This window comes from Klebsiella sp. GB_Kp047, from assembly GCF_040065235.1.
Taxonomy (GTDB): Bacteria; Pseudomonadota; Gammaproteobacteria; order Enterobacterales; family Enterobacteriaceae; genus Klebsiella; species Klebsiella quasipneumoniae.
In genome coordinates, this window is the sequence record NZ_JBEAJG010000039.1 from 227,272 (window position 1) to 248,571 (window position 21,300).

Here is a 21,300-nt window from a genome sequence, read left to right on the forward strand (position 1 = left end):
CGCTTGCGCCGCTATCCGGGGACAGGCGCTAAACAATATCTGTAGCTAAAATTTTGCACGCCGCTTTCCATCTTCTGCGCGTTCTTCTTGGCGTACCGGATTTCGCCTTCTAACGTGTTAAACCACATCATAAATACCGAATTCCAGGAGATCCTGTGGTGGCTTATCGACGTTATTACATTAAAGGGGGAACCTGGTTCTTCACCGTTAACCTTAAAGACCGTAGAAGCATGCACCTAACTGAAAACATAGAATTATTGCGCTACTCTGTCGCCGTAGTTAAACAACATCGCCCCTTTATTATTGATGCCTGGGTGGTGTTGCCTGAACATCTGCATTGCATCTGGACACTACCTCATAATGATGACGATTTTTCTTCACGCTGGAGAGATATCAAAGGCTGTTTTACCAGAACGTTAAAACGACACCCCCTCTGGCAACCTCGCTTTTGGGAGCATGCCATACGCGATGAAGATGATTACCGCCGACACGTTGATTACATCCATATCAATCCACTTAAGCATGGCTGGGTCACCCGAGTGATCGATTGGCCATTTTCAACCTTTCATCGCGATGTCCAGCGCGGGCTATATCCCCCAAATTGGGCTGGCGATAGCTTTGATCTTAGCTGCGGTGAACGCCGATAGCCTCTCCCCGGTGGCGCTGACGCTTACCGGGGCTACAAATCGGCGCCAACCGTAGCCCGGATGAGGCGTTAGCCGCTATCCGGGAAACCTCGCTTGCTGCGACCGAATCTTCACCCAACTGTAATCTGAACGACATCTCTACCTTCTACTGTCTGGGCAGGACGGAGGAGGAGCCACTATGTTTAGTCTCGACAACGTACTCGATGACCTGTGGCCTCAGGCGAGGCCCGCCCCCTGGCAAAAGAAACTGTTAAAAAAGCTATTTTATGAGGAAGAGTTTCAACAATTTGCCGACCGTCACCGCCACCTGAAGGGGCTTGATACGGTCGAACAGGTGCTGGAATACCTCAATATCCGCTGCGCCATCCCGGCGCACGATCTCGAACAAATCCCCGAATATGGCCCGCTGGTCATTATCGCTAACCACCCCACCGGCACCCTCGACGGCCTGGCGCTCCTGTATGCGGTATCCCGCGTGCGACGCGACGTCAAAGTGGTCACCAACCGCATGCTCACCCACCTTGAGCCCCTGAGCTCGCTGTTTATCCCGGTGGATAATATTCATGGCCGCACCGCTAAAACGGCGCTGCAGCAGATGGACCAGCAGCTACAGGCCGGTGGGGTACTGATTTTCTTCCCGGCGGGGGAAGTCTCTCGCCTTACCCGTCGCGGCATTCGCGATAAAAAATGGCACTCGGGCTTTATTAAGCTGGCGGCGAAATATCGCGCCCCGCTGCTGCCGGCGTGGATTCATGCCCACAACAGCGCCCTGTTTTACGCCAGCACCCTGGTCTCCGACAACCTGCCGCTGCTCCTGCTGATGCAGCAGATGTTTCGCCGGCGCAACAGCAGCTTGCCGGTGCGTATCGGCCAGCAGATCCCCTGGTCGAGCTGGTTCGATGCCCAGTCCAGCGCTCGCGAACTTACCGGCCGCTGCTATCAGCACCTTGAACAGCTGCGCAAAGGGCTGCCTGGGCAGTTCAAAACTGAAAGCGCCATCGCCCGCCCGGAAGATCGGGCGCGGCTCAAACGCGAACTGCACAAGGCCGAATGCCTGGGCCGCACCGCCGATGGCAAAGTGATTTACCTCTGGCAGCGCAACGGTCAGGAGGAGGCGCCGCTGCTGCGCGAGCTGGGACGCCTGCGGGAAATCGCCTTCCGCGCGGTTGGCGAAGGCAGCGGCAAACGGCGGGATATCGACGGGTATGACGACGACTATTTGCATCTGATCCTGTGGGATGAAGAAGACCTCGAGATCGTCGGCGCTTACCGCTTTATGCCGACGGCCATCCAGCTGGCAAAGCGCGGCCTGGAGGGGATCTACAGCTCCAGTCTGTTCCACTACGACGGGCGAATGGACGACATCCTGCAGCACGGCATTGAGCTGGGGCGCAGCTTTATCCAGCCGCGCTACTGGGGTCGACGCGGGCTGGACTACCTGTGGTCCGGCATCGGCGCTTATCTGGCGCGCTACCCGCACTATCGCTATCTGTTTGGCCCGGTATCGATTTCTGGTGGGCTGCCGCCCGCCGCTCGCGATCTGCTGGTGGCGTTCTACCGGCTGTGGTTCCCGGCGACGCACCCGCTGGCGGAGTCCCGTCGCCCTTATCCGGCGTCGCTGCCCGACGTGCTGGCGCAGTTTGGCGGGGAGGATTACAACGACGACCTGGCCCGGCTGAAGTCCCTGCTCGGCAACCTCGGCTGCGCGATCCCGCCGCTGTATAAGCAGTACTCGGAAGTGTGCGAGCCGGGCGGCGTGCAGTTTATCGATTTCGGCAGCGATCCGGATTTCAATAACTGCGTGGATGGTCTGGTGCTGGTGGATTTGACCTATCTGAAAGCGAACCGCTATCAGCGATATATTGGCGCGCATCTGGGTGCGCAAAAATCGGCATAAAAGCTTTTTCCCGGCTTGCGGCGCGTTGCGCCTTAGCCGGGCTATGGTTCACCATTTCCGACGGTTCGGTAGCCCGGAAAAGGCGCGTCAGGCGCCGCCTCCGGTAAGCAGCGGGCAATGCAGCATCCGCCTTTCTCCGCGGCTCGCGGCTGATGCCTTAACCGGCTACAAGCCTTACCCCGCCCGGAAATACGGCTTATCGCCGAGAATCGTCGCCCGGTGCATAATGCGCCGCTGCGGCAGATAGTCGGCATTGGCGTAATGCTGCGTCACCCGGTTATCCCAGATAGCGACATCGTTCGGCTGCCAGCGCCAGCGCACCTGAAACTCCGGTTTGGTGATATGGGCAAACAGGAAGCTCAGCAGCGCCGCGCTCTCTTTCTCGGTCACGTCGACAATCCGCGTGGTAAAGCCTTCATTAACGAACAGCGCCTGCTTGCCGGTCACCGGGTGGGTACGCACCACCGGGTGCAGCAGGGGTGGATGCTTCGCCACCGCCTCCTGCCAGCGCCGATGCTCGGCTTCCGTGTGGTTGTACTTATACTCCTGGAACGATTTACGGAAATCGTGTTCCGCATGCAGGCCGCTCAGCAGCTGCCGGAAGGGTTCTGACAGCGCTTCCCAGGCGGCAATGCCGCTGGTCCACAGAGTATCCCCGCCGGTCGCCGGCAGCTCTTTCGCCGCCAGAATGGCGCCGGCGGGCGGCGTGTCGATAAAGGTGACATCGGTATGCCAGTTGTCATTATCCGGCGGATTATCGTTGTGGGTATCGAGGACGATAATCTCTTCCACGCCAGGGGCGTGAGGGTAGACCGGATGAATATGCAGGTCGCCAAACCGCAGCGCCAGGTCGCGCTGTTGCGCCGGGGTGATATTCTGTTCGCGCAGGAATACCACCTGATGACGCAGCACCGCGTGATACAGCTGCTCAAACTGGTTGTCGCTCAGCGGACGGGTTAAATCCGCCCCGGTCACCAGCGCGCCAATATACGGCCCCAGCGGGGTAATGCTCAGACGTTCACTCATTGTACTTCTCCATGCCAGGGCGTCAGGCGGCGCTGCAGCGCGCGCAGCCCCAGTTCCAGTAAAAAGGCGATAATGGCAATGACTGCGATCCCCGCCAGCACCACATCGGTGGCGAGAAACTCGCCGGCGGACTGCACCATAAACCCTAACCCACGAGTGGCGGCGATCAGCTCAGCGGCCACCAGCGTTGACCAGCCCACCCCGAGACCAATGCGCAGCCCGGTGAGGATCTCCGGCAGCGCGCCGGGCAGGATCACCAGCCACAGCACCTGCGCCCGGCTGGCGCCCAGCGAACGGGCGGCGCGAATCCGCACCTGCTGCGCGCTTTTCACCCCCGCCAGCGCCGACATCGCTACCGGGGCGAAAATCGCCAGGTAGATCAGCAGGATCTTTGACGTTTCACCAATGCCAAACCAGATCACCATCAGCGGTAAGTAGGCCAGCGGCGGCACCGGACGATAAAGCTCGATCAGCGGATCGAGGATCCCGCGCACCGTTGAGTTGAGCCCCATGGCGATCCCCACCGGTACGCCGATCAGCACCGCCGCCAGCAGCGCGATAACGATCCGCGTCAGGCTCGCCGCCAGGTGCTGCCAGAGCGTCGCATCCATAAAGCCCTGCGGCCCGGCGATGGTGATAAGCTTCTGCAACACCTGTCCTGGCGGCGGCAGAAACAGCGGGCTAATCAGCTGCAGCGCCGCGACCGCCCACCAGACGGCCAGCAGCACCGCCAGGGTCGCCACGCTGAGGGTAAGCTGACGGGAGAGCGGCCAGCGCCATTTCAGCGTCGACTGACGCGGTTTGTCGTTCAGTACCACGCTCATGAGAAAGCCTCCCGTTGGTCAAACACCCGGCTCAAAATGTATTCCCGCTGTTCAATAAAGCGCGGGTCGGATTTGATGCTGCGGCAGGATTCGCCCGCGACAAAGCGACGGCTGAAATCAAGCGGCAGCCGCTCCACCACCCGTCCCGGCCCCGGCGACAGCAGCACCAGCTCGGTGGCCATAAAGATGGCCTCTTCAATGTCATGAGTGATCAGCAGCACCTGTTTGCCGGTCTCATGCCACAGTTTCAGCAGCAATGTCTGCATCTGCTCGCGGGTAAAGGCGTCAAGCGCGCCGAAGGGCTCATCCAGCAGCAACAGCTGCGGATTCGCCGCCAGCGCCCGGGCGATGCCCACCCGCTGGCGTTGACCGCCGGACAGCTGCCAGATAAAGCGTTTTTCCGCCCCTTCGAGACCCACCTTCTTCAGCATCTGCGCCGCCGCTTGCCGGCGCTGCGCTTTATCCACGCCCGCCAGCTGGAGGCCCAGCGCCACGTTATCCTGCACATTGCGCCACGGCAGCAGACCTTCATTCTGGAAGACCACGCCGCGCTCTGCGCCCGGCCCGGTCACCCGCTGACCTTCGAGGGTGATGCTGCCGTGCTGATAGGGCACGAATCCGGCAATCAGGTTCAGCAGGGTAGTTTTACCGCAGCCCGAAGGCCCCAGCACCACCAACAGCTCCCCACTCTCCAGCGTCAGGTTGATATCCGCCAGCGCCGGTTTACCGCCGTAGTCGGCGGAAAGATGCGAGATTTGCAGCATCGCCGCCTCCTTTACTTCACAAAGCGGTCAGTGACGTACTGACGATAATCGGTTCCCGCCGCAGGCACTTTGCCCTGCTCTTTCAGGAAGCGCGCGGTATCCACGATGGCCTGATTGACCGGCCCGTTCAGCGCCTGCGCCTGCTCAGCGGCGGTGAGATAGGTATTGCCCTTCACCAGCCCCGGGACATCGGCTTCCGGCACCCCGCTCAGGCGCGCCAGCTTGCTGATGTTGTCCGGCTGTTTCAGCCATGCCTCCGGGTTGGCGATGTAGGGCTGCTGGGCGTCGATGGCGCTTTTAGCGAACGCTTTGACAATCTCCGGATGCTGCTCGGCGAAGTCCTTACGGACCACCCAGACGTCGAGGGTCGGCGCGCCCCACTCCCCAACCTGCGCGGAATCGGTCAGCACCTTGCCCTCTTTTTCCAGTTCATTAACCGCTGGCGCCCAGACGTAAGCGCCATCGATATCCCCGCGCTGCCAGGCGGCGATAATCGCCGGCGGCTGCAGGTTAATAATCTGCACCTGGCCCGGCTTGATGCCCCAGTGTTTGAGCGCCGACAGCAGGCTATAGTGGGTGGTGGAGATAAACGGCACGGCGATGCGCTTGCCGATCAGATCTTCCGGTTTGGTGATGCTTTTCTTCACCACCAGCGCTTCGGAGTTGCCGAGCTTTGAGGCAAGCAGGAACACTTCAATCGGCACCTGCTGGCTGGCGGCCACCGCCAGCGGGCTGGAGCCGATATTGCCGATCTGCACATCGCCGGAGGCCAGAGCGCGCACCACGCTGGCGCCGCTGTCAAATTTCCGCCAGTCGACGGTCGCCCCGCTGGTTTTGGCGAAGGTGTTGTCCGCCTGGGCGACTTTCGCCGGCTCTGCGGAGGTTTGATACGCCACGGTAACGTTGACCGCCTGCGCCTGGAAGGCGGCGACGGCCAGCGCCGCCAGAAGAGTAATTCGCGATGTGAATGCCATAATGTCTGCTTCCCCTGAGTTGTTATAGGTGCAGTATTTCCGGCATCAGGATGGAGATGAAGTAATTAAAAATTCTGGCTAATAGCGAATCGTTTTTAGAACAAAAGCGGGAAAGGATAGTTGATTTTGAGCGGTTGGTTGGTGGCAGATGGTTGGCGCCGGGTGGCGGCTGCGCCTTGCCCGGCCTCCGGTTCGCGCAATATGTAGGCCGGGTAAGCGCAGCGCCACCCGGCAAAAAACTCAGCGCTTCGCATTAAGCTCAGCAATATCCTTCGGCGTGGTGCGGCAGCAGCCGCCGATCAGCTTCGCCCCGGCAGCCAGCCACTGCGGCAGATAATCCGCCAGGCTGGCGCAGGCTTCGCCATGATGGTGCCAGGTCTTGCTCACCGCATCATAATGCTCGCCGGAGTTAGGATAGACCACCAGCGGCAGCGCCGTCAGGCTGTGCAAATGCGCCAGCGCCGCGGGCGTATTTTCCAGCGCGATACAGTTAATCCCCACCGCCACCACCTGCGGGTTATCCGCCAGGGCGGCCATCACCTTGCGCAGCGGCGTGCCGTCGCTCAGATGTTCGGCGTCGCGCAGCGTGAAGGAGTACCAGGCGCGAGCGCGGGGATACTCCTGCAGCAGGGCCGCCAGGGCCTGGATCTCGGCGAATGACGGCAGGGTTTCACAGGCCAGCAGGTCGGCACCCGCATCCAGCAGCGCTTCGACGCGCGGCCGGTGGAAGGCCTGGAACTCTGCCGCGCTGCGCTGATAATCGCCGCGATACTCCGAGCCGTCGGCAAGAAACGCGCCATACGGCCCCACCGAACCGGCGACCAGCAGCGTGCCGGCCTGCGGGTTCTCGGCGAGGTACGCCTCGCGCGCTTTGCGCGCCAGCTCGACGCTTTTGCCGATCAGCGCCCGGGACTGCGCGTCATCCAGCCCGCGTGCGGCAAAACCCGCCGGGGTGGCCTGATAGCTGGCGGTGATCGCCACCTGCGCCCCGGCGCGAAAGTAGTCGAGATGCACATCGCGGATCAGCTGCGGGTTCTCCAGCAGCACTTTCGCCGACCACAGGCTGTCAGCCAGATCGCAGCCGCGTGCCTCCAGCTCGGTGGCCATAGCGCCGTCCAGCAGCACGAAAGGCTGGGCGGCAAGCAGGGCGGTAAACGGATTAGTCTGCGACATGTTGGGGCTCCTGAGTCATTTTCCGTGAACGAGTAAGATACCAGGCACCATAGCACAGGGCCACAAAGGGGATCCCGCACCACAGCGCAATTCTCTGGCTCGGGTCAAAAGCAAGGCCCACGCAGGCCACCAGGCACAGCACAAAGCCCAGAATCGGCACCACTGGATACCAGGGGGCGCGATATTGCAGGTCGCTCAGCGCCTTACCCTGCTGCAGATGGCGGCGGCGGAACATAAAGTGCGAGGCGCAGATGCTCAACCACACCGCCACCACCGCAAAACCGGAGATCGCCGACAGCGCCACAAACACCGTGTCGGGCGCCACCACGCTGGAGAACAGCGCCAGCACGCCGCCCAGCATACTCACCGACAGCGCGGTCACCGGCACGCCCCGTTTATTGACTTTGGCAAAGCAGGCCGGCAGCGTCTTCTCGTTCGACAGCGACCAGAGCATCCGCCCGGAAGCGTACAGGCCGGAGTTGGCCGCCGAGAGGATCGCCGTCAGGATCACGAAGTTGAAAATATCCGCCGCGTAAGGGATACCCACCTTTTCAAACACCAGCACGAAGGGGCTTTTCTCCACCCCCGCCTGCTGCATCGGGATCAGCGCCGCCAGCACAAATACGGTGCCGATAAAGAAAATAATCAGCCGGGCGATGGTGGTGCGGATGGCGACCGGAATAACCTTATGCGGGTTTTCCGTCTCCCCGGCGGCAATGCCGATAAGCTCCGTCCCGGAGAAGGCGAAGTTCACCGCCACCATGGTCATCAGGATCGGCAGGCCGCCGTGCGGGAACCAGCCTTCGGCGGTGATATTGCGCAGGCCCGGCGCCGGGGAGCCATCCTGCATCGGAATGATGCCGAAAATGGCCGCACCGCCGAGAATAATAAACGCGATGATGGTGATCACTTTCACCAGCGAGAACCAGAACTCGCCTTCGGCGAAGAAGCGGGTCGAAATGATGTTAAGGCCGAAGATCACCGCGCAGAACACCACGCACCAGATCCAGACCGGCACCTGCGGGAACCAGTACTGCATACAGAAGCCAGCGGCGGTAAAGCTCGAACCCAGCGCCACCGTCCACGTCAGCCAGTAGAGCCACGCCACGGTATAGCCCGTCGCCGGGCCAAGGTAACGCGCCGCGTAAACGTGGAAAGCGCCGGTCTCCGGCATCGCTACCGACAGTTCGCCGAGGCACTGCATCACCAGCCAGACCACCAGGGCGCCAATCAGATACGCCAGCAGCGTCCCGGCCGCGCCGGTGGTGGAGATGATATAGCCGGTATTAAAGAACAGGCCGGTGCCAATCACGCCGCCGAGCGACAGCATGATCAGATGGCGCGTTTTCATGGTGCGCTTCAGTTGCCCACCTTGTTGTTGTGTTGTGCTTTGCATTTTATTTTCTCACGCCAGCCCGCTTGCCCGGGTCATGATGCGTATAAACGTATAGACATCTAAACATCCAAAAGAAGAAGTGTTATACCGTGCCGCCGCTGAAAAAGCAAAGCCGCTGCACCAGGTCGCGCGCCGACAGCGTGCAGCCTGCCCCATTTTTGCGCAGCGCCGACGGGCGCTCCCCGAACTGGCGCCTCATCGCGACGGACAACGTTCTGGCACTCTCTTTGCAGCCTGTCGTTCAGAACCTTTCTATCTGGCGAGGCAACACGTATGACAGAGCACACCACCACCTTAAAAAGAACGCTCGGCAGTTTTCGTTTATGGGGGATCGCCGTCGGACTGGTGATATCCGGGGAGTACTTCGGCTGGAGCTACGGCTGGTCGCAGGCGGGCACGATGGGGTTTATGGTCGTCGCCCTCGCGGTCGCCGCCATGTACTGCGCCTTTATTTTCAGCTTTACCGAGCTGACCACCGCCATCCCGCACGCTGGCGGCCCTTTCGCCTATGCCTACCGCGCCTTCGGGCCCACCGGCGGCTTTATCGCCGGTTTTGCCACTCTGATTGAATTCGTCTTCGCCCCGCCGGCCATCGCCATGGCCATCGGCGCCTACCTCAACGTGCAGTTTCCGGCGCTGGATCCGAAATGGGTCGCCTGCGGCGCCTACGTGATCTTTATGACGCTCAATATCCTCGGCGTCGGCATCGCCGCCACCTTCGAGCTGATCGTCACCCTGCTGGCCATCTTCGAGCTGCTGGTGTTTATGGGCGTAGTCGCCCCCGGCTTCTCCTGGAGCCATTTCACCACTAACGGCTGGGCGGGCGCGGAAAGCTTTAGCGGCCTGGCGCTGCCGGGGATGTTCGCCGCCATTCCGTTCGCTATCTGGTTCTTCCTCGCCATTGAGGGTGCTTCCATGGCCGCCGAAGAGGCCAAAGATCCGCAGCGCACCATTCCCCGCGCCCTGGGCGGCGGCATTCTGACGCTGACGGTGCTGGCGATTGGGGTGATGGTCTTCGCCGGCGGCGTCGGCGACTGGCGCGCGCTGTCCAATATTAACGATCCGCTGCCCCAGGCGATGAAGACGGTCGTGGGCAACGGCAGCGGCTGGCTGCATATGCTGGTGTGGCTGGGGCTGTTTGGCCTCGTCGCCTCCTTCCACGGCATCATTATGGGCTACTCGCGGCAGATCTACTCCCTCGCCCGCGCCGGCTATCTGCCCGCCGGTCTGGCCACCCTCAATCGCCGCACCCGCACTCCGCATCTGGCGATCCTTGCCGGGGGCGTGGTGGGCATCGCCGCGATCTTCTCCGACTCGCTGATCACCATCAGCGGCATGCCGCTGACCGCCTGCATCGTCACCATGTCGGTATTTGGGGCTATTGTTATGTATATCACTTCCATGGCGGCGCTGTTCAAACTGCGCCGTAGCGAGCCGAAGCTGATCCGTCCGTTCCGCGCGCCGCTCTACCCGCTGGCGCCGGCCTTTGCCCTCGGCATGGCGCTGCTCTGCCTGGTGGCGATGGTTTGGTATAACCTGCTGCTGGCGCTGATTTTCGCGGCGATGATGCTCGGCGGCTACCTGTGGTTCCGCAAAACCGCAGCGGCCCGTGAACGGGCGCCAGTGGATCCTCAACTGCGAACGGTCTCCTGAGGAGGCGGCATGTATAAAACCACGCTATCGGGCCAGGTATGGCGCTTTGATAGTCTGAAAACGCTGATGGCGAAAGCGTCGCCGGCCCGCTCCGGCGACGCCCTGGCGGGGGTTATCGCCCACTCAGCCGAAGAGCGGATGGCGGCGAAAATGACCCTCGCCGAGGTGCCGCTGACCGACATCCTCGACAATCCGCTTATCCCTTACGAGCAGGACGAAGTGACCCGCCTGATCATCGACACCCACGATGCGCAGGGCTTTGCCGCCCTGCGTCACCTGACGGTCGGCGATTTCCGCGACTGGCTGCTGGACGATGCCACCGATACCGCCACGCTGCAGCGGGTCGCCCGCGCTATCACCCCGGAGATGGCGGCGGCGGTAAGCAAGCTGATGCGCAATCAGGATCTGATCCTCGCCGCCAGCAAATGTCAGGTGGTGACGCGCTTTCGCAACACCATCGGCCTGCCCGGCCACCTCAGCGTGCGCCTGCAGCCCAACCATCCCACCGATGACCTGAAAGGCATTGCCGCCAGTATGCTCGACGGGCTGCTGTACGGCGCCGGGGACGCGGTGATCGGCATCAACCCGGCCAGCGACAGCTTACCGGTGCTGGCGCAGTTGAACGTGATGCTGGACGATATTATCCAGCGCTTCGCCATTCCCACCCAGTCCTGCATTTTGACCCACGTCACCAATACGCTGCAGCTGATTGAGCGCGGCGCGCCGGTGGATCTGGTGTTTCAGTCGGTGGCGGGAACCGAAGCGGCCAACAGCGGCTTCGGCATCAATCTTGCCATGCTGCAGGAGGCCCGCGAAGCGGCCCTCAGCCTCGGTCGCGGTACCCTCGGCAACAATGTGATGTATTTTGAGACCGGGCAGGGGAGCTGCCTGTCGGCCAACGCCCACCACGGCGTCGACCAACAGACCTGCGAGGCGCGGGCCTACGCCGTCGCCCGCCACTTTGAACCGCTGCTGGTCAATACGGTGGTCGGCTTTATCGGTCCGGAGTATCTCTACGACGGCAAGCAGATTATTCGCGCCGGGCTGGAAGATCACTTCTGCGGCAAGCTGATGGGCCTGCCGATCGGCTGCGACGTCTGCTATACCAACCACGCGGAAGCGGATCAGGATGATATGGACACCCTGCTGACCCTGCTGTGCGCCGCCGGGCTCACCTTCCTGATCGGCGTGCCCGGAGCGGACGATATCATGCTCAATTACCAGAGCACCTCGTTCCATGACGCGCTGTACGCCCGTCGTCTGCTGGGCTTAAAGCATGCCCCGGAGTTCGCCGACTGGCTGGCGAAGATGCAGATTATCGATCCGCACGGCGCGCTGCGGCTCACCGACGCCCGTCATCCACTGTTGTCCGTCCTGCCGCAAGGAGCCTCCGTATGAACCGTCCCGACGCCTGGAACCCGCTGCGTGAATTTACCGATGCGCGGATTGCCCTGGGGCGCAGCGGCGCCAGCCTGCCGACCCGCGAAGTCCTCAACTTTGGTCTGGCCCACGCCAGAGCGCGGGATGCTATTCATCAGCCGTTCGCCAGCCAGCAGCTGGTGGAGCCGCTGGCGGCGCTCGGCCTCGACGCTCTGACGGTGCACAGCGCCGCGCCGGACCGTCACACCTATCTGCGGCGTCCGGATCTCGGAAGGCAGCTTGCCGACGAAAGCCGCGCCGACCTCGCCGCCAGCGGCGTCCGCCCCGCCGACCTGCTGCTGGTGATCGGCGACGGCCTCTCTTCATGGGCGGTAGAGCGCCAGGCGGTGCCGTTGATCCGCGCCCTGCTGCCCTACCTGCAGACGCTGGGTATCGGCCTGGCGCCGGTGGTGCTGGCCCATCAGTCACGGGTGGCGCTGGGGGATGATATTGGCGAAACCCTGAAAGCCCGCGCGGTGGCGATCCTGATTGGCGAACGACCGGGTCTCTCCTCACCGGACAGCCTCGGCGTCTACCTCACCTGGCAGCCGCATCGGCAGCGGCTGGAGTCGGAGCGCAACTGTATCTCCAATATTCGCCCGGAAGGGCTGAGCCATGACGCCGCCGCCTTTAAACTGGCCTGGCTGCTGGAGCAGGCTTTTTTACGACGGCTTACCGGAGTGCGCCTGAAAGATGAAAGCGATAATCCGGCGCTGCATGGGAAAATAAAACCATTGCCCCCTTTAAAATAATAAGTCACGTGAGCAGCAGAATACATTGTTAATATTACCGGGCGCACCTGAATATTATATTCGGGTGCACGCTGAAATTTCCCGGCGGCGCTTCGCTTGCGCGGGCCGACGAAAACCGTTTAACTGGTATATTGCCTGTTTTCAGGCCGGGGAAGGCGCCTGTCGCCACCCGGCAAAATGCGTTCACCGTATCAAAAACCGTGTGGTCGCCAGCCTTATGCCCTTGCCTGCAGGTAATAAGAATATTGCATGAGTAAAAACGAAACGGACGTTGTAAGGTAATTCAGCGCATTAAAAATACCCGTCATACTTCAAGTTGCATGTGCGTTGGCTGTCAGTCACTTACTTCTGTAAGCGCCTGGGGACTCGCTCACTTGCCGCCTTCATGCGACTCGAATTATTTAGGGTATATATCTCGTTATCTATTCAACATAACAGCCAATAATTCGCCGGATAAGCTGGCGCATTATTCCTCAATGTTATGCAGTCATTGATGGTTAAAGATAAATAATCGACCGACGGAGAAATACCCATGAAATCGTTTTCCGGGAAAGCGTCTTTAATGGCCACGCTGGTTGCCGCGCTGGTCGGCGCCAGCAGCGCGCAGGCAGCGGAAATTAAAATCGGGGTGGTATTACCCCTGAGCGGCGCCCTCAGCGGCTATGGCCAGCCGTCGCAGAAAGGTCTGGACATTATTCAGGCCATCACCCCGACGTTAAAAAATGGCGATACCATCAAGCTTATCGTCATCGATGATAAAAGCGACAAAGTCGAAGCGGCCAACGCCATGCAGCGCCTGGTCTCCAGCGATAAAGTGGATGCCGTTATCGGGGAAGTCACCTCCTCCAACACCCTGGCGATGACCAAGATCGCCGATGACAGCAAAACGCCGCTGGTCTCCTCCACCGCCACCAACGACCGCGTCACCCGCAACCATCCCTACGTCAGCCGGGTCTGCTTCTCGGACAGCTTCCAGGGGGTGGTCGGGGCCAATCTGGCCTCCCGCGATCTGAAAGCCAAAACCGCCGCCATCGTGTTTGACAGCAGCAACGATTACTCCGTCGGCCTGGCGAAAGCGTTCCGCACCCAGTTCCTGAAAAACGGCGGCACCATTCCCATCGAGGTCCAGGCCCCGGGCGGCAGCAAGGACTTTAAAGCCCAGCTGGCGAGCGTCAAGGCGAAGAATGTCGACATGATTTATATGCCGATCTACTACACCGAAGGGGCGCTGATTGCCGTGCAGTCTAAACAGCTGGGGCTCAACAAACCGGTGGTGGGCGGCGATGGACTGGCCGCGGATCAGGTCTTCTTCGATGTCGGTAAAGACGCGGTCAACGGCTATATGACCACCGATTATTACTCGCCGAACGCCAAAGAGCAGACCCCGGCGGGGGAAACCTTCATCAAAGCCTGGGAAGCCAAATACCAGCAGCCGACCCATACCTGGGGCGCAATGGCGGCGGATGCCTATAACGTCATCGTCAACGCCATGAACCAGTGCAGCGATCCCCACGATCGGGTCTGCGTAAATGAAAAAATCCGCGCCACCAAAGATTTCCAGGGCGTGACCGGCACGCTGACCTTACAGAACGGCGATGCCATTCGCAGCGCGGTCATCAACGAAGTGAAAGATGGCAAGCTGGCGTTTCGTACCGTGGTTAACCCTTAAGTTGTGACGAGGCTACAAAATGGACGGCGCCATTTTTCTCCAGCAAGTGGTCAATGGAATGAGTCTTGGGGGCATGTACGCCCTGATTGCCATCGGTTATACGATGGTTTATGGCGTGCTGCGGCTGATCAACTTCGCCCATGCGGACGTGATGATGGTCGGCGCGTTTAGTACGCTGTTTTTATTTTCTTCGGTTGGGCTACCCTTCGGGGTAGCCGTTTTCCTGACCCTCGGGCTGTGCGGCCTGTTTGGTATGCTGATTGACCGGGTTGCCTATCGTCCGCTGCGTCAGGCCTCGAAAATCTCCATGCTGATCACCGCCATCGGCGTCAGCTTCTTCCTCGAAAACCTGTTTAACGTGCTGTTCGGCGGCAGCTCGCGCTTCTTCTCCGCCCCGGACTTTTTCAACCAGACCCGGGCCTTTGGCAGCGTCATCATTACCAACGTGGCGTGGATTGTGCCGCTGATCACCGTCCTGCTGCTGCTGGCGATCCTCTGGCTGCTGTACCGCACCCGCTATGGGATGGCGATCCGCGCGGTGGCCTTTGACGTCAACACCGTGCGCCTGATGGGCATTGACGCCAACCGGATCATCTCCCTGGTCTTCGCCCTCGGCAGTAGCCTCGCGGCGCTCGGCGGCGTCTTCTACTCCATCAGCTACCCGACGATCGATCCCCTGATGGGCGTGCTTATCGGCCTGAAGGCCTTTGCCGCCGCCGTGCTGGGCGGGATCGGCAGCGTCACCGGCGCGGTGCTGGGCGGCTTTATCCTCGGTTTTACCGAAGTGGTCGCGGTGGCGATCTTCCCCGAACTGGGCGGCTATAAAGATGCTTTCGCCTTCCTGTTCTTGATTCTGGTCCTCTTGTTCCGCCCGGTCGGCATTATGGGCGACGAACGTCTGGAAAGGAGCCGTTTCTGATGCTCAACGCGACGACGACCGCTGGGGCGCAGCTGCGCAACCTGGCCATTATTGTCATCTGTATCGCGCTGTTGGCCGGAATCAACGTGGTTTTCAATGACTACATTGTTCGTGTCATCAGCACCATTTTTATCTTTATGATCCTCGCGGTCAGCTACAACCTGATCAACGGCGTGACCGGCCAGCTGTCGCTGGAGCCGAACGGCTTCGTGGCGGTGGGCGCCTACGTCACCGCCCTGCTGATCCTCTCCAGCGACAGCAAGGTAGACATGTTTGAAATGGCCGCCCCCAGCCCGTGGATCCTCAGCCTGCACGCGGGTTTCCTCCCCGCCCTGCTGATAAGCGGCCTGTGCGCGGCGGCGCTGGCGGTGTGCCTCGCCGTACCGGTCTTCCGGGTGCGGGGCGACTACCTGGCCATCGTCACCCTCGGCTTCGGGTTTATCATCAAGATCCTCGCCATTAACAACCCGCAAATCACCAACGGCGCCATCGGGCTGAACGATATTCCGCAGCAGCCGCATCTTCTGTTCTGGTGCGGGCTGTTCGCCCTGCTGGCCACCGGCATGATCCTTCAGCTGGTGTGGTCGAAGTATGGTCGGATGATGAAAGCTATTCGCGACGACGAAGATGCGGCGATCGCCATGGGGGTCAACACCTTCCGCATTAAAACCTGCGCCTTCGCCACCAGCGCCTTCTTCGAAGGGATCGGCGGCGGTCTGCTGGCTTCCCTGCTGACCACCATCTCCCCGGGGCTGTTCGACTTTATGCTCACCTTCCAGCTGCTGATTATTATCGTCCTCGGCGGACTCGGCAGCACCACCGGCGCCCTGCTCGGCACCGTGCTGGTGGTCGGCAGCGGCGAGTGGCTGCGCTTTCTCGACCAGCCGCTGCAGTTCTTCGGTCACGATCTCGGCGCCTATCCGGGCCTGAGAATGGTGGTCTTCTCCCTGCTGCTGCTGATTATCATGCTCTTCGCCCGCGAAGGGCTGCTGGGGAAAAAAGAGATTTGGCAGACCGGAAGAAGGAGCGGCGGCTATGGCGGAAAATAAAATCATCCTGCAGGTGCAGGACGTCACCATGCAGTTTGGCGGCCTGCGGGCCATCGACAACGTCAGCTTCCATGTTGACGAGGCGGAGATCTTTGGCCTTATCGGCCCGAACGGCGCGGGTAAGACCACCCTGTTTAACGTCATCACCGCCAACTATAAGCCCACCAGCGGCAGCGTCACCCTCGCGGGCGCCTCGCTGAAGGGGCTGAAGCCCAACCAGGTGGTGAACGCCGGGATCGCTCGCACCTTCCAGAATATCCGGCTGTTTAACTCTATGACGGTGCTGGAGAATGTGATGGTCGGGCTCGACCGGGCCAGCCGCTATTCGTTGCTGGAGGCGGCCCTGCACATTGGCCGCTACTTTCCGGCCGAGCGGGCGGCGAAGGCCAAAGCGATGGCCATTCTGGAGGATATCGGCATCGCCCACTTCGCCCATATGCAGGCCACGAACCTGAGCTATGGCAACCAGCGCAAAGTGGAGATCGCCCGCGCGCTGGCCACCGCGCCGAAGCTGCTGCTGCTCGATGAGCCGGCTGCCGGGATGAACCCAAAGGAGACCGAGGATCTGGCGGAGCTGATCTTCCGCATGCGCCATGACTATCAGCTCAGCGTCCTGTTAATCGAGCACGATATGCCCTTCGTCAACCGCCTGTGCGAACGGGTGATGGTCCTGGAGTATGGTAAGCCATTGTTCAGCGGCCTGATGGCCGAGGCGATCCAGCATCCGGACGTCATTTCCGCTTATCTGGGAGAAGCCAATTATGCTTAACGCCCGGGAACTGAAGGTTTTTTACGGCGTGATCCAGGGGCTGAAGGGCGTCGATATCGACGTCTATGACCGGGAGATCGTCACCCTGATCGGTAGCAATGGCGCCGGTAAAACCTCCACCCTCAATGGGATCGTCAACCTGGTGCGCTCCAGCGGGCGCGTCAGCTTCCTTAACGACGATATCTCGCGCAGCCAGACCCACCAGATCGTGCGCCGCGGGCTTGCGCTGGTGCCGGAGGGACGCCGGGTCTTTACCAACCTGACCATCGAAGAGAACCTGCGCATGGGCGCTTACAATAATCTCGCCGGCTACACCCGCCTGCGCGATCGCATGTACGCCCTCTTTCCACGGCTCAAGGAGCGGCGCCATCAGATGGCTGGCACCATGAGCGGCGGCGAGCAGCAGATGCTGGCCATCGCCCGGGCGCTGATGAGCGAGCCGGTGTTATTGATGCTGGATGAACCGAGCCTCGGACTGGCGCCGAAAATTGTCGGCGAGCTGTTCGGCATCATTAAGCAACTGCGCGAAGAGAATATGACGGTGCTGCTGGTGGAGCAGAATGCGACGGCCGCGCTGGCGATCGCCGATCGGGCGTATGTCCTGGAGAATGGCCGGATCACCTTGTCAGGCGCGGCGCGGGAGATGCTGACTAATCCGGAAATTAAGCGGATGTATCTGGGGGGATAGGCATGGTCAAAACTGCCTGGGCTGCGGCGGCGCCTCCTGCGAGGCCGCAACCTCAGGCAGTCTCTTGCTACACAAAGCACACCTCGTTCCAGTAGGCTTCTCGCGTCCTGCGGCGCTCAGTATGTCTTATCATGACGGAACCACCGGGTTTCCACGTTGCCAATGTCCACGCCGTAAAGGCTGGCCACCGGCAGGATCGCCTCCATGACGCGTTGGGTATCTTGCTGTCCGGCTTCACCGTTGGACAAAAAAGCCAGCCAGCCCGTTAACCGTTGCCACAATGCCACTTTCATTTTCTCCTCTGTCGGGAAGCGTATCGCCTGGGTCTATTTCAACCACAGTTGGCCGGGCGCGGGAAATATTAATTCCGAATTTGCAATCCTGGCTGGCGCATATTACCCCCGGTGCTTTTCCCCTCACCCTAACCCTCTCCCTGAGGGAGAGGGAACCGTTCGGCAATCGTTGCCGCGCCGGTAAAACGCCAGCGGCGCATAAAGAATACCCACAGGTTTGTTAAGTTCTTTTTGGTTATAGATAAGAATTTTTTCTTCTTTGCCGCCGATGGGCAATTTATGGGAGCGTGATGTCCACAAAACAAAACAGGGATTCAGGGGAAAAACTATGCGCAACAAAACCACAAAAATCGCACTGGCGCTGGGTATGCTGCTGCTCGCCTCGCAGGCGCAGGCCGACCAGCTGGCTGACATCAAAGCTGCTGGCGTCGTGAAAGTCGCCACCTTTGACGCCAACCCGCCGTTCGGCTCCGTAGACGCCAAAACCCACCATATCGTCGGCTACGACGTCGACTTTGCCCAGGCGCTGGCGAAAGCGCTCGGCGTCAAACTCGAGCTGGTGGCCACTAACCCGGCCAACCGTATTCCGCTGCTGCAGTCCGGCAAAGCCGACCTGATCGTCGCCGACATTACCATCACCCCGGAGCGGGCCCAGGTTATTGATTTCTCAACGCCGTATTTCGTCACCGGCCAGCAGTTCCTCGTGCCGGCCGGTTCTCCGGATAAGCTTGATGAGTACAGCAAAGCGCGCATCGGCGCGGTGAAAGGCACCACCGGCGAACAGGCCCTGCACCAGCGTTTCCCGCAGGCTCGCGTCCTCTCCTATGACGATATTCCGCTGGCCCTGACCGCCCTGCGCAACGGCAACGTCCAGGCCATCACCCAGGACAGCACTATCCTTGCCGGTCTGTTGGCGGAAGCGCCGGATAAAGCCAAGTTTAAAATTCTGCCCGATCTGCTCAGCAAAGAAGAGATTGGCGTGGGCGTGAAGAAAGGCGAACCGGCCCTGCTGAAAGCCGTCAACGATGAGCTGGTGAAGCTGGAGAAAACCGGCGAAGCCGCGAAAATTTACGATGTCTGGTTTGGCCCTGCCACTAAAACGCCGCAGCCGCGCGCCTTTACCATAGAAGCGAAATAATATGTTCTCGGGTTTATTCTCCCACTCCGCGGCCCCGGCCGCGGATTTTTCACGTCTGCAGCGCGCCAGCATAACGTTTCGTGAGGTAGCCAAGCGCTACGGCGATCATCAGGTGCTTAACGCTATCAACCTGCAGGTCGAGCCCGGCGAAGTGGTGGCGATCCTCGGTCCTTCCGGATCGGGAAAATCGACGCTGATCCGCTTGATCAACCAGCTCGAATCCTTAAGCGGCGGCGAGATCCTGATCGACGGTAAACCCACCAGCCGGCTGAGCGGCAGCGCCTTGCGCCAGCTGCGTAGCCGCGTCGGCTTTGTCTTCCAGCAGTTCAACCTTTACGCCCACCTGACGGCGCAGGAGAACATCACGCTGGCGCTGGAGCGCGTCCACGGCTGGGGAAAAAGCGCGGCTCAGGAGCGGGCGCTGGCGCTGCTGCGCCAGGTCGGGCTGGAGGAGAAAGCGCAGCAGATGCCGGCGCAGCTCTCCGGCGGCCAGCAGCAGCGGGTGGCCATCGCCCGCGCTCTGGCCTCCTCGCCGCAGATTATCCTGTTCGACGAGCCCACCTCGGCCCTCGACCCGGAGATGATCGGCGAAGTGCTGCAGGTGATGAAAAACCTCGCCCACAGTGGGATCACCATGCTGGTGGTGACCCACGAGATGCAGTTTGCCCGCGAAATTGCCGACCGGGTGGTGTTTATCGACGGCGGCGACATTCTCGAGGTCGCCCCGCCGGCTGAGTTTTTCGCCCATCCGCAGCATGCCCGCGCGCGGCGTTTTCTGCAGAAGGTGCTGGATCCGCTGCACCAGGAGAGCCTCGAGTGACGCCGATGCTTGACTGGCACGGCGTCCTGAGCGGACAGCCGTTGCAATGGATTATCTCTGGTTTTCTCACCACCGTCTGGGTCAGCGTCGCCGGGATCCTGCTTGCCACTGCGCTGGCGGTCCTACTGCTGGCCCTGCGTCTCGGCGGCGGCCGCGTGGGGCGCGGGCTGGTCGCCGCGTGGGTCTCGCTGTTTCGCAATACTCCGCTGCTGGTCCAGCTGCTGTTCTGGTACTTTGCCGCCTGGAACCTGCTGCCGCTGGCGGTGAAGGACGTGGTAAACGACGAGCACACCTGGTCCATTCTGCCGGGCAACGTCTGGTGGCTGACGCCGGAGTTCCTCTGCTCGATGTGGGGGCTGGGGGTCTTTACCTCCGCCTTTCTGGTGGAAGAGATCGCCTCCGGACTGCGCGCCGTCAGCCACGGGCAGCGGGAAGCCGCGCTGTCGCAGGGCTTTACCCCGTGGCAGGAGCTGCGCTTTATCCTCCTGCCGCAGGGACTGGCCAACGCCTGGCAGCCGATTGTCGGCCAGTATCTCAACCTGATGAAACTCTCATCGCTGGCCAGCGGCATCGGCTTTGCGGAACTGACTTATCAGGTGCGGCAGATTGAGAGCTATAACGCGCACGCCCTGGAGGCGTTTGCCGTTGGCACCGCGCTGTATCTGGCGCTGGGGGTGGCGATGGGCGTGGCGCTAACGCGTCTCGGCCCGGGAAGAAAACTGCAACGGAGCGCCCAACATGAACGCTAATCTGGCGGTGATCGCCGATAACCTTGATTACCTGCTGTGGGGCCGGCTGGCGGAGGGCCAGCCCGGCGGCGTGGCCCTGACCCTGCTGATGGCCATCGGCGCCACCCTGCTGGCGCTGCCGGGAGGCATTGCGCTGGCGGGGCTGGCCTGGCGCTACGGCGGGCTGACGCGACGTCTGCTGTTCCTGTGGGCGGAAATTATCCGCGGCATCCCGCTGATATTTGTCATCTTCTGGCTGTGGTATCTGCTGCCGATGCTGACCGGCGGCGATCTGCCCGGCGCGGTGACCGTGACCCTGGCGCTGGCGTGGTTTACCGCCGCCTCGGTGATGCATTCGGTGCTGGCCGGGCTGCAGTCGCTGCCGAAAGGACAGTATGAGGCGGCGCTGACCCAGGGGTTCGCCCCCGGGCAAACGCTGCGCCTGGTGCTGCTCCCGCAGGCGCTGCGCAACGTTCAGCCGTCGCTGGTGGGGATCTTTATCGGCCTGCTGAAGGACACTTCGCTGGCGTTTATCGTCAACGTCCCGGAGCTGACCACCGTGGCCGGCCAGGTCAACAACCGGGTGCAAATCTATCCCCTGGCGATCTTCGTCTTCACCGGCGCGGTGTACTACCTGCTGTGCTGCGGTCTGAGCCTGCTGGCCAGCCGGCGCTTTACCCGCCGCGCGACCGCCGGATAAGG

The 21,300-nt window shown here is 61.2% G+C and carries 23 protein-coding genes; 14 read left to right on the forward strand and 9 right to left on the reverse strand.

Annotated elements, in window-relative coordinates; translation table 11 throughout:
* Positions 1–155: 155 nt before the first annotated feature.
* Positions 156–647 (forward strand): transposase, encoded by a 492-nt coding sequence (locus tag ABLV76_RS18505; protein ID WP_004204888.1) that lies wholly within the window; start codon positions 156–158, stop codon positions 645–647.
* Between the two features lie 178 nt (positions 648–825).
* Positions 826–2,544: a GNAT family N-acyltransferase gene (locus ABLV76_RS18510; RefSeq protein WP_004204890.1), complete on the forward strand. Its 1,719-nt coding sequence runs from the start codon at positions 826–828 to the stop codon at positions 2,542–2,544.
* A gap of 174 nt (positions 2,545–2,718) precedes the next feature.
* On the opposite strand, the gene tauD is transcribed toward ABLV76_RS18510, so the two are convergent.
* The 7 genes from tauD to ABLV76_RS18545 form a co-directional block, all read right to left on the reverse strand.
* Positions 2,719–3,570, reverse strand: a complete 852-nt coding sequence (tauD, locus tag ABLV76_RS18515; protein WP_049117017.1) for a taurine dioxygenase — start codon at positions 3,568–3,570, stop codon at positions 2,719–2,721.
* The gene (tauC, locus tag ABLV76_RS18520; protein WP_004144603.1) at positions 3,567–4,394 is read right to left on the reverse strand and encodes a taurine ABC transporter permease TauC; all 828 of its coding nucleotides are present in this window, start codon (positions 4,392–4,394) and stop codon (positions 3,567–3,569) included. The genes tauD and tauC overlap by 4 nt, the downstream gene beginning before the upstream one ends.
* A complete protein-coding gene (gene tauB, locus ABLV76_RS18525) occupies positions 4,391–5,158 on the reverse strand; it encodes a taurine ABC transporter ATP-binding subunit (RefSeq protein WP_004178719.1) in 768 nt (255 codons plus the stop codon). Before tauB ends, tauC begins: the two co-directional genes overlap by 4 nt.
* Before the next feature lie 11 nt (positions 5,159–5,169).
* Entirely contained in the window at positions 5,170–6,132 is a 963-nt protein-coding gene (gene tauA / locus ABLV76_RS18530; RefSeq protein ID WP_004204897.1) for a taurine ABC transporter substrate-binding protein, read from the reverse strand.
* A gap of 240 nt (positions 6,133–6,372) precedes the next feature.
* Positions 6,373–7,305: a homocysteine S-methyltransferase gene (gene mmuM / locus ABLV76_RS18535; protein ID WP_049117015.1), complete on the reverse strand. Its 933-nt coding sequence runs from the start codon at positions 7,303–7,305 to the stop codon at positions 6,373–6,375.
* The gene (gene mmuP, locus ABLV76_RS18540) at positions 7,292–8,701 is read right to left on the reverse strand and encodes an S-methylmethionine permease (RefSeq protein WP_004204899.1); all 1,410 of its coding nucleotides are present in this window, start codon (positions 8,699–8,701) and stop codon (positions 7,292–7,294) included. The genes mmuM and mmuP overlap by 14 nt, the downstream gene beginning before the upstream one ends.
* A gap of 82 nt (positions 8,702–8,783) precedes the next feature.
* Positions 8,784–8,912, reverse strand: coding sequence for a hypothetical protein (locus ABLV76_RS18545; protein WP_161992934.1), 129 nt, complete (start codon positions 8,910–8,912; stop codon positions 8,784–8,786).
* A 62-nt stretch (positions 8,913–8,974) separates the two neighbouring features.
* On the opposite strand from ABLV76_RS18545, the gene eat reads away from it, so the two are divergent.
* The 3 genes from eat to eutC are packed head-to-tail and all read left to right on the forward strand — an operon-like array spanning position 8,975 to position 12,525.
* Positions 8,975–10,354, forward strand: a complete 1,380-nt coding sequence (gene eat / locus ABLV76_RS18550) for an ethanolamine permease (protein WP_004204901.1) — start codon at positions 8,975–8,977, stop codon at positions 10,352–10,354.
* Between the two features lie 9 nt (positions 10,355–10,363).
* Positions 10,364–11,752 (forward strand): ethanolamine ammonia-lyase subunit EutB, encoded by a 1,389-nt coding sequence (locus tag ABLV76_RS18555; RefSeq protein WP_004204902.1) that lies wholly within the window; start codon positions 10,364–10,366, stop codon positions 11,750–11,752.
* Positions 11,749–12,525: an ethanolamine ammonia-lyase subunit EutC gene (eutC, locus tag ABLV76_RS18560; protein ID WP_348878410.1), complete on the forward strand. Its 777-nt coding sequence runs from the start codon at positions 11,749–11,751 to the stop codon at positions 12,523–12,525. The genes ABLV76_RS18555 and eutC overlap by 4 nt, the downstream gene beginning before the upstream one ends.
* Positions 12,526–12,951: 426 nt before the next feature.
* Here eutC and ABLV76_RS18565 read toward each other — a convergent pair whose 3' ends face one another.
* Positions 12,952–13,095, reverse strand: a complete 144-nt coding sequence (locus tag ABLV76_RS18565; RefSeq protein ID WP_032426080.1) for a hypothetical protein — start codon at positions 13,093–13,095, stop codon at positions 12,952–12,954.
* Here ABLV76_RS18565 and ABLV76_RS18570 point away from each other — a divergent pair.
* The 5 genes from ABLV76_RS18570 to ABLV76_RS18590 are packed head-to-tail and all read left to right on the forward strand — an operon-like array spanning position 13,088 to position 17,619.
* Complete coding sequence (locus ABLV76_RS18570) at positions 13,088–14,194, forward strand: ABC transporter substrate-binding protein (RefSeq protein WP_004147267.1); 1,107 nt, start codon at positions 13,088–13,090, stop codon at positions 14,192–14,194. The two genes, ABLV76_RS18565 and ABLV76_RS18570, sit on opposite strands and share 8 nt — an antisense overlap.
* Positions 14,195–14,213: 19 nt before the next feature.
* Positions 14,214–15,113: a branched-chain amino acid ABC transporter permease gene (locus ABLV76_RS18575; RefSeq protein ID WP_002890128.1), complete on the forward strand. Its 900-nt coding sequence runs from the start codon at positions 14,214–14,216 to the stop codon at positions 15,111–15,113.
* Complete coding sequence (locus ABLV76_RS18580) at positions 15,113–16,162, forward strand: branched-chain amino acid ABC transporter permease (RefSeq protein WP_002890127.1); 1,050 nt, start codon at positions 15,113–15,115, stop codon at positions 16,160–16,162. Before ABLV76_RS18575 ends, ABLV76_RS18580 begins: the two co-directional genes overlap by 1 nt.
* Positions 16,149–16,931, forward strand: coding sequence for an ABC transporter ATP-binding protein (locus ABLV76_RS18585; RefSeq protein ID WP_017900983.1), 783 nt, complete (start codon positions 16,149–16,151; stop codon positions 16,929–16,931). Before ABLV76_RS18580 ends, ABLV76_RS18585 begins: the two co-directional genes overlap by 14 nt.
* On the forward strand, positions 16,924–17,619 hold the full coding sequence (locus ABLV76_RS18590) for an ABC transporter ATP-binding protein (protein ID WP_004204908.1): 696 nt from the start codon (positions 16,924–16,926) through the stop codon (positions 17,617–17,619). Before ABLV76_RS18585 ends, ABLV76_RS18590 begins: the two co-directional genes overlap by 8 nt.
* Positions 17,620–17,735: 116 nt before the next feature.
* On the opposite strand, the gene ABLV76_RS18595 is transcribed toward ABLV76_RS18590, so the two are convergent.
* Positions 17,736–17,912 (reverse strand): hypothetical protein, encoded by a 177-nt coding sequence (locus tag ABLV76_RS18595; RefSeq protein WP_012542732.1) that lies wholly within the window; start codon positions 17,910–17,912, stop codon positions 17,736–17,738.
* 328 nt (positions 17,913–18,240) lie between these two features.
* Here ABLV76_RS18595 and ABLV76_RS18600 point away from each other — a divergent pair, with 328 nt between their 5' ends.
* From ABLV76_RS18600 to ABLV76_RS18615, 4 genes are read left to right on the forward strand one after another with little or no spacing between them, the layout of a single operon-like run.
* Positions 18,241–19,050 (forward strand): ABC transporter substrate-binding protein, encoded by an 810-nt coding sequence (locus tag ABLV76_RS18600; RefSeq protein WP_002890106.1) that lies wholly within the window; start codon positions 18,241–18,243, stop codon positions 19,048–19,050.
* A 1-nt stretch (position 19,051) separates the two neighbouring features.
* The gene (locus ABLV76_RS18605; protein ID WP_004204909.1) at positions 19,052–19,870 is read left to right on the forward strand and encodes an amino acid ABC transporter ATP-binding protein; all 819 of its coding nucleotides are present in this window, start codon (positions 19,052–19,054) and stop codon (positions 19,868–19,870) included.
* Positions 19,867–20,619 carry an amino acid ABC transporter permease gene (locus ABLV76_RS18610; protein ID WP_049004152.1) on the forward strand — a complete coding sequence of 251 codons (753 nt, stop codon included), beginning with the start codon at positions 19,867–19,869 and terminating at the stop codon, positions 20,617–20,619. Before ABLV76_RS18605 ends, ABLV76_RS18610 begins: the two co-directional genes overlap by 4 nt.
* Positions 20,609–21,298, forward strand: a complete 690-nt coding sequence (locus ABLV76_RS18615) for an amino acid ABC transporter permease (RefSeq protein WP_017900979.1) — start codon at positions 20,609–20,611, stop codon at positions 21,296–21,298. The genes ABLV76_RS18610 and ABLV76_RS18615 overlap by 11 nt, the downstream gene beginning before the upstream one ends.
* The last annotated feature ends 2 nt before the right edge of the window (positions 21,299–21,300 follow it).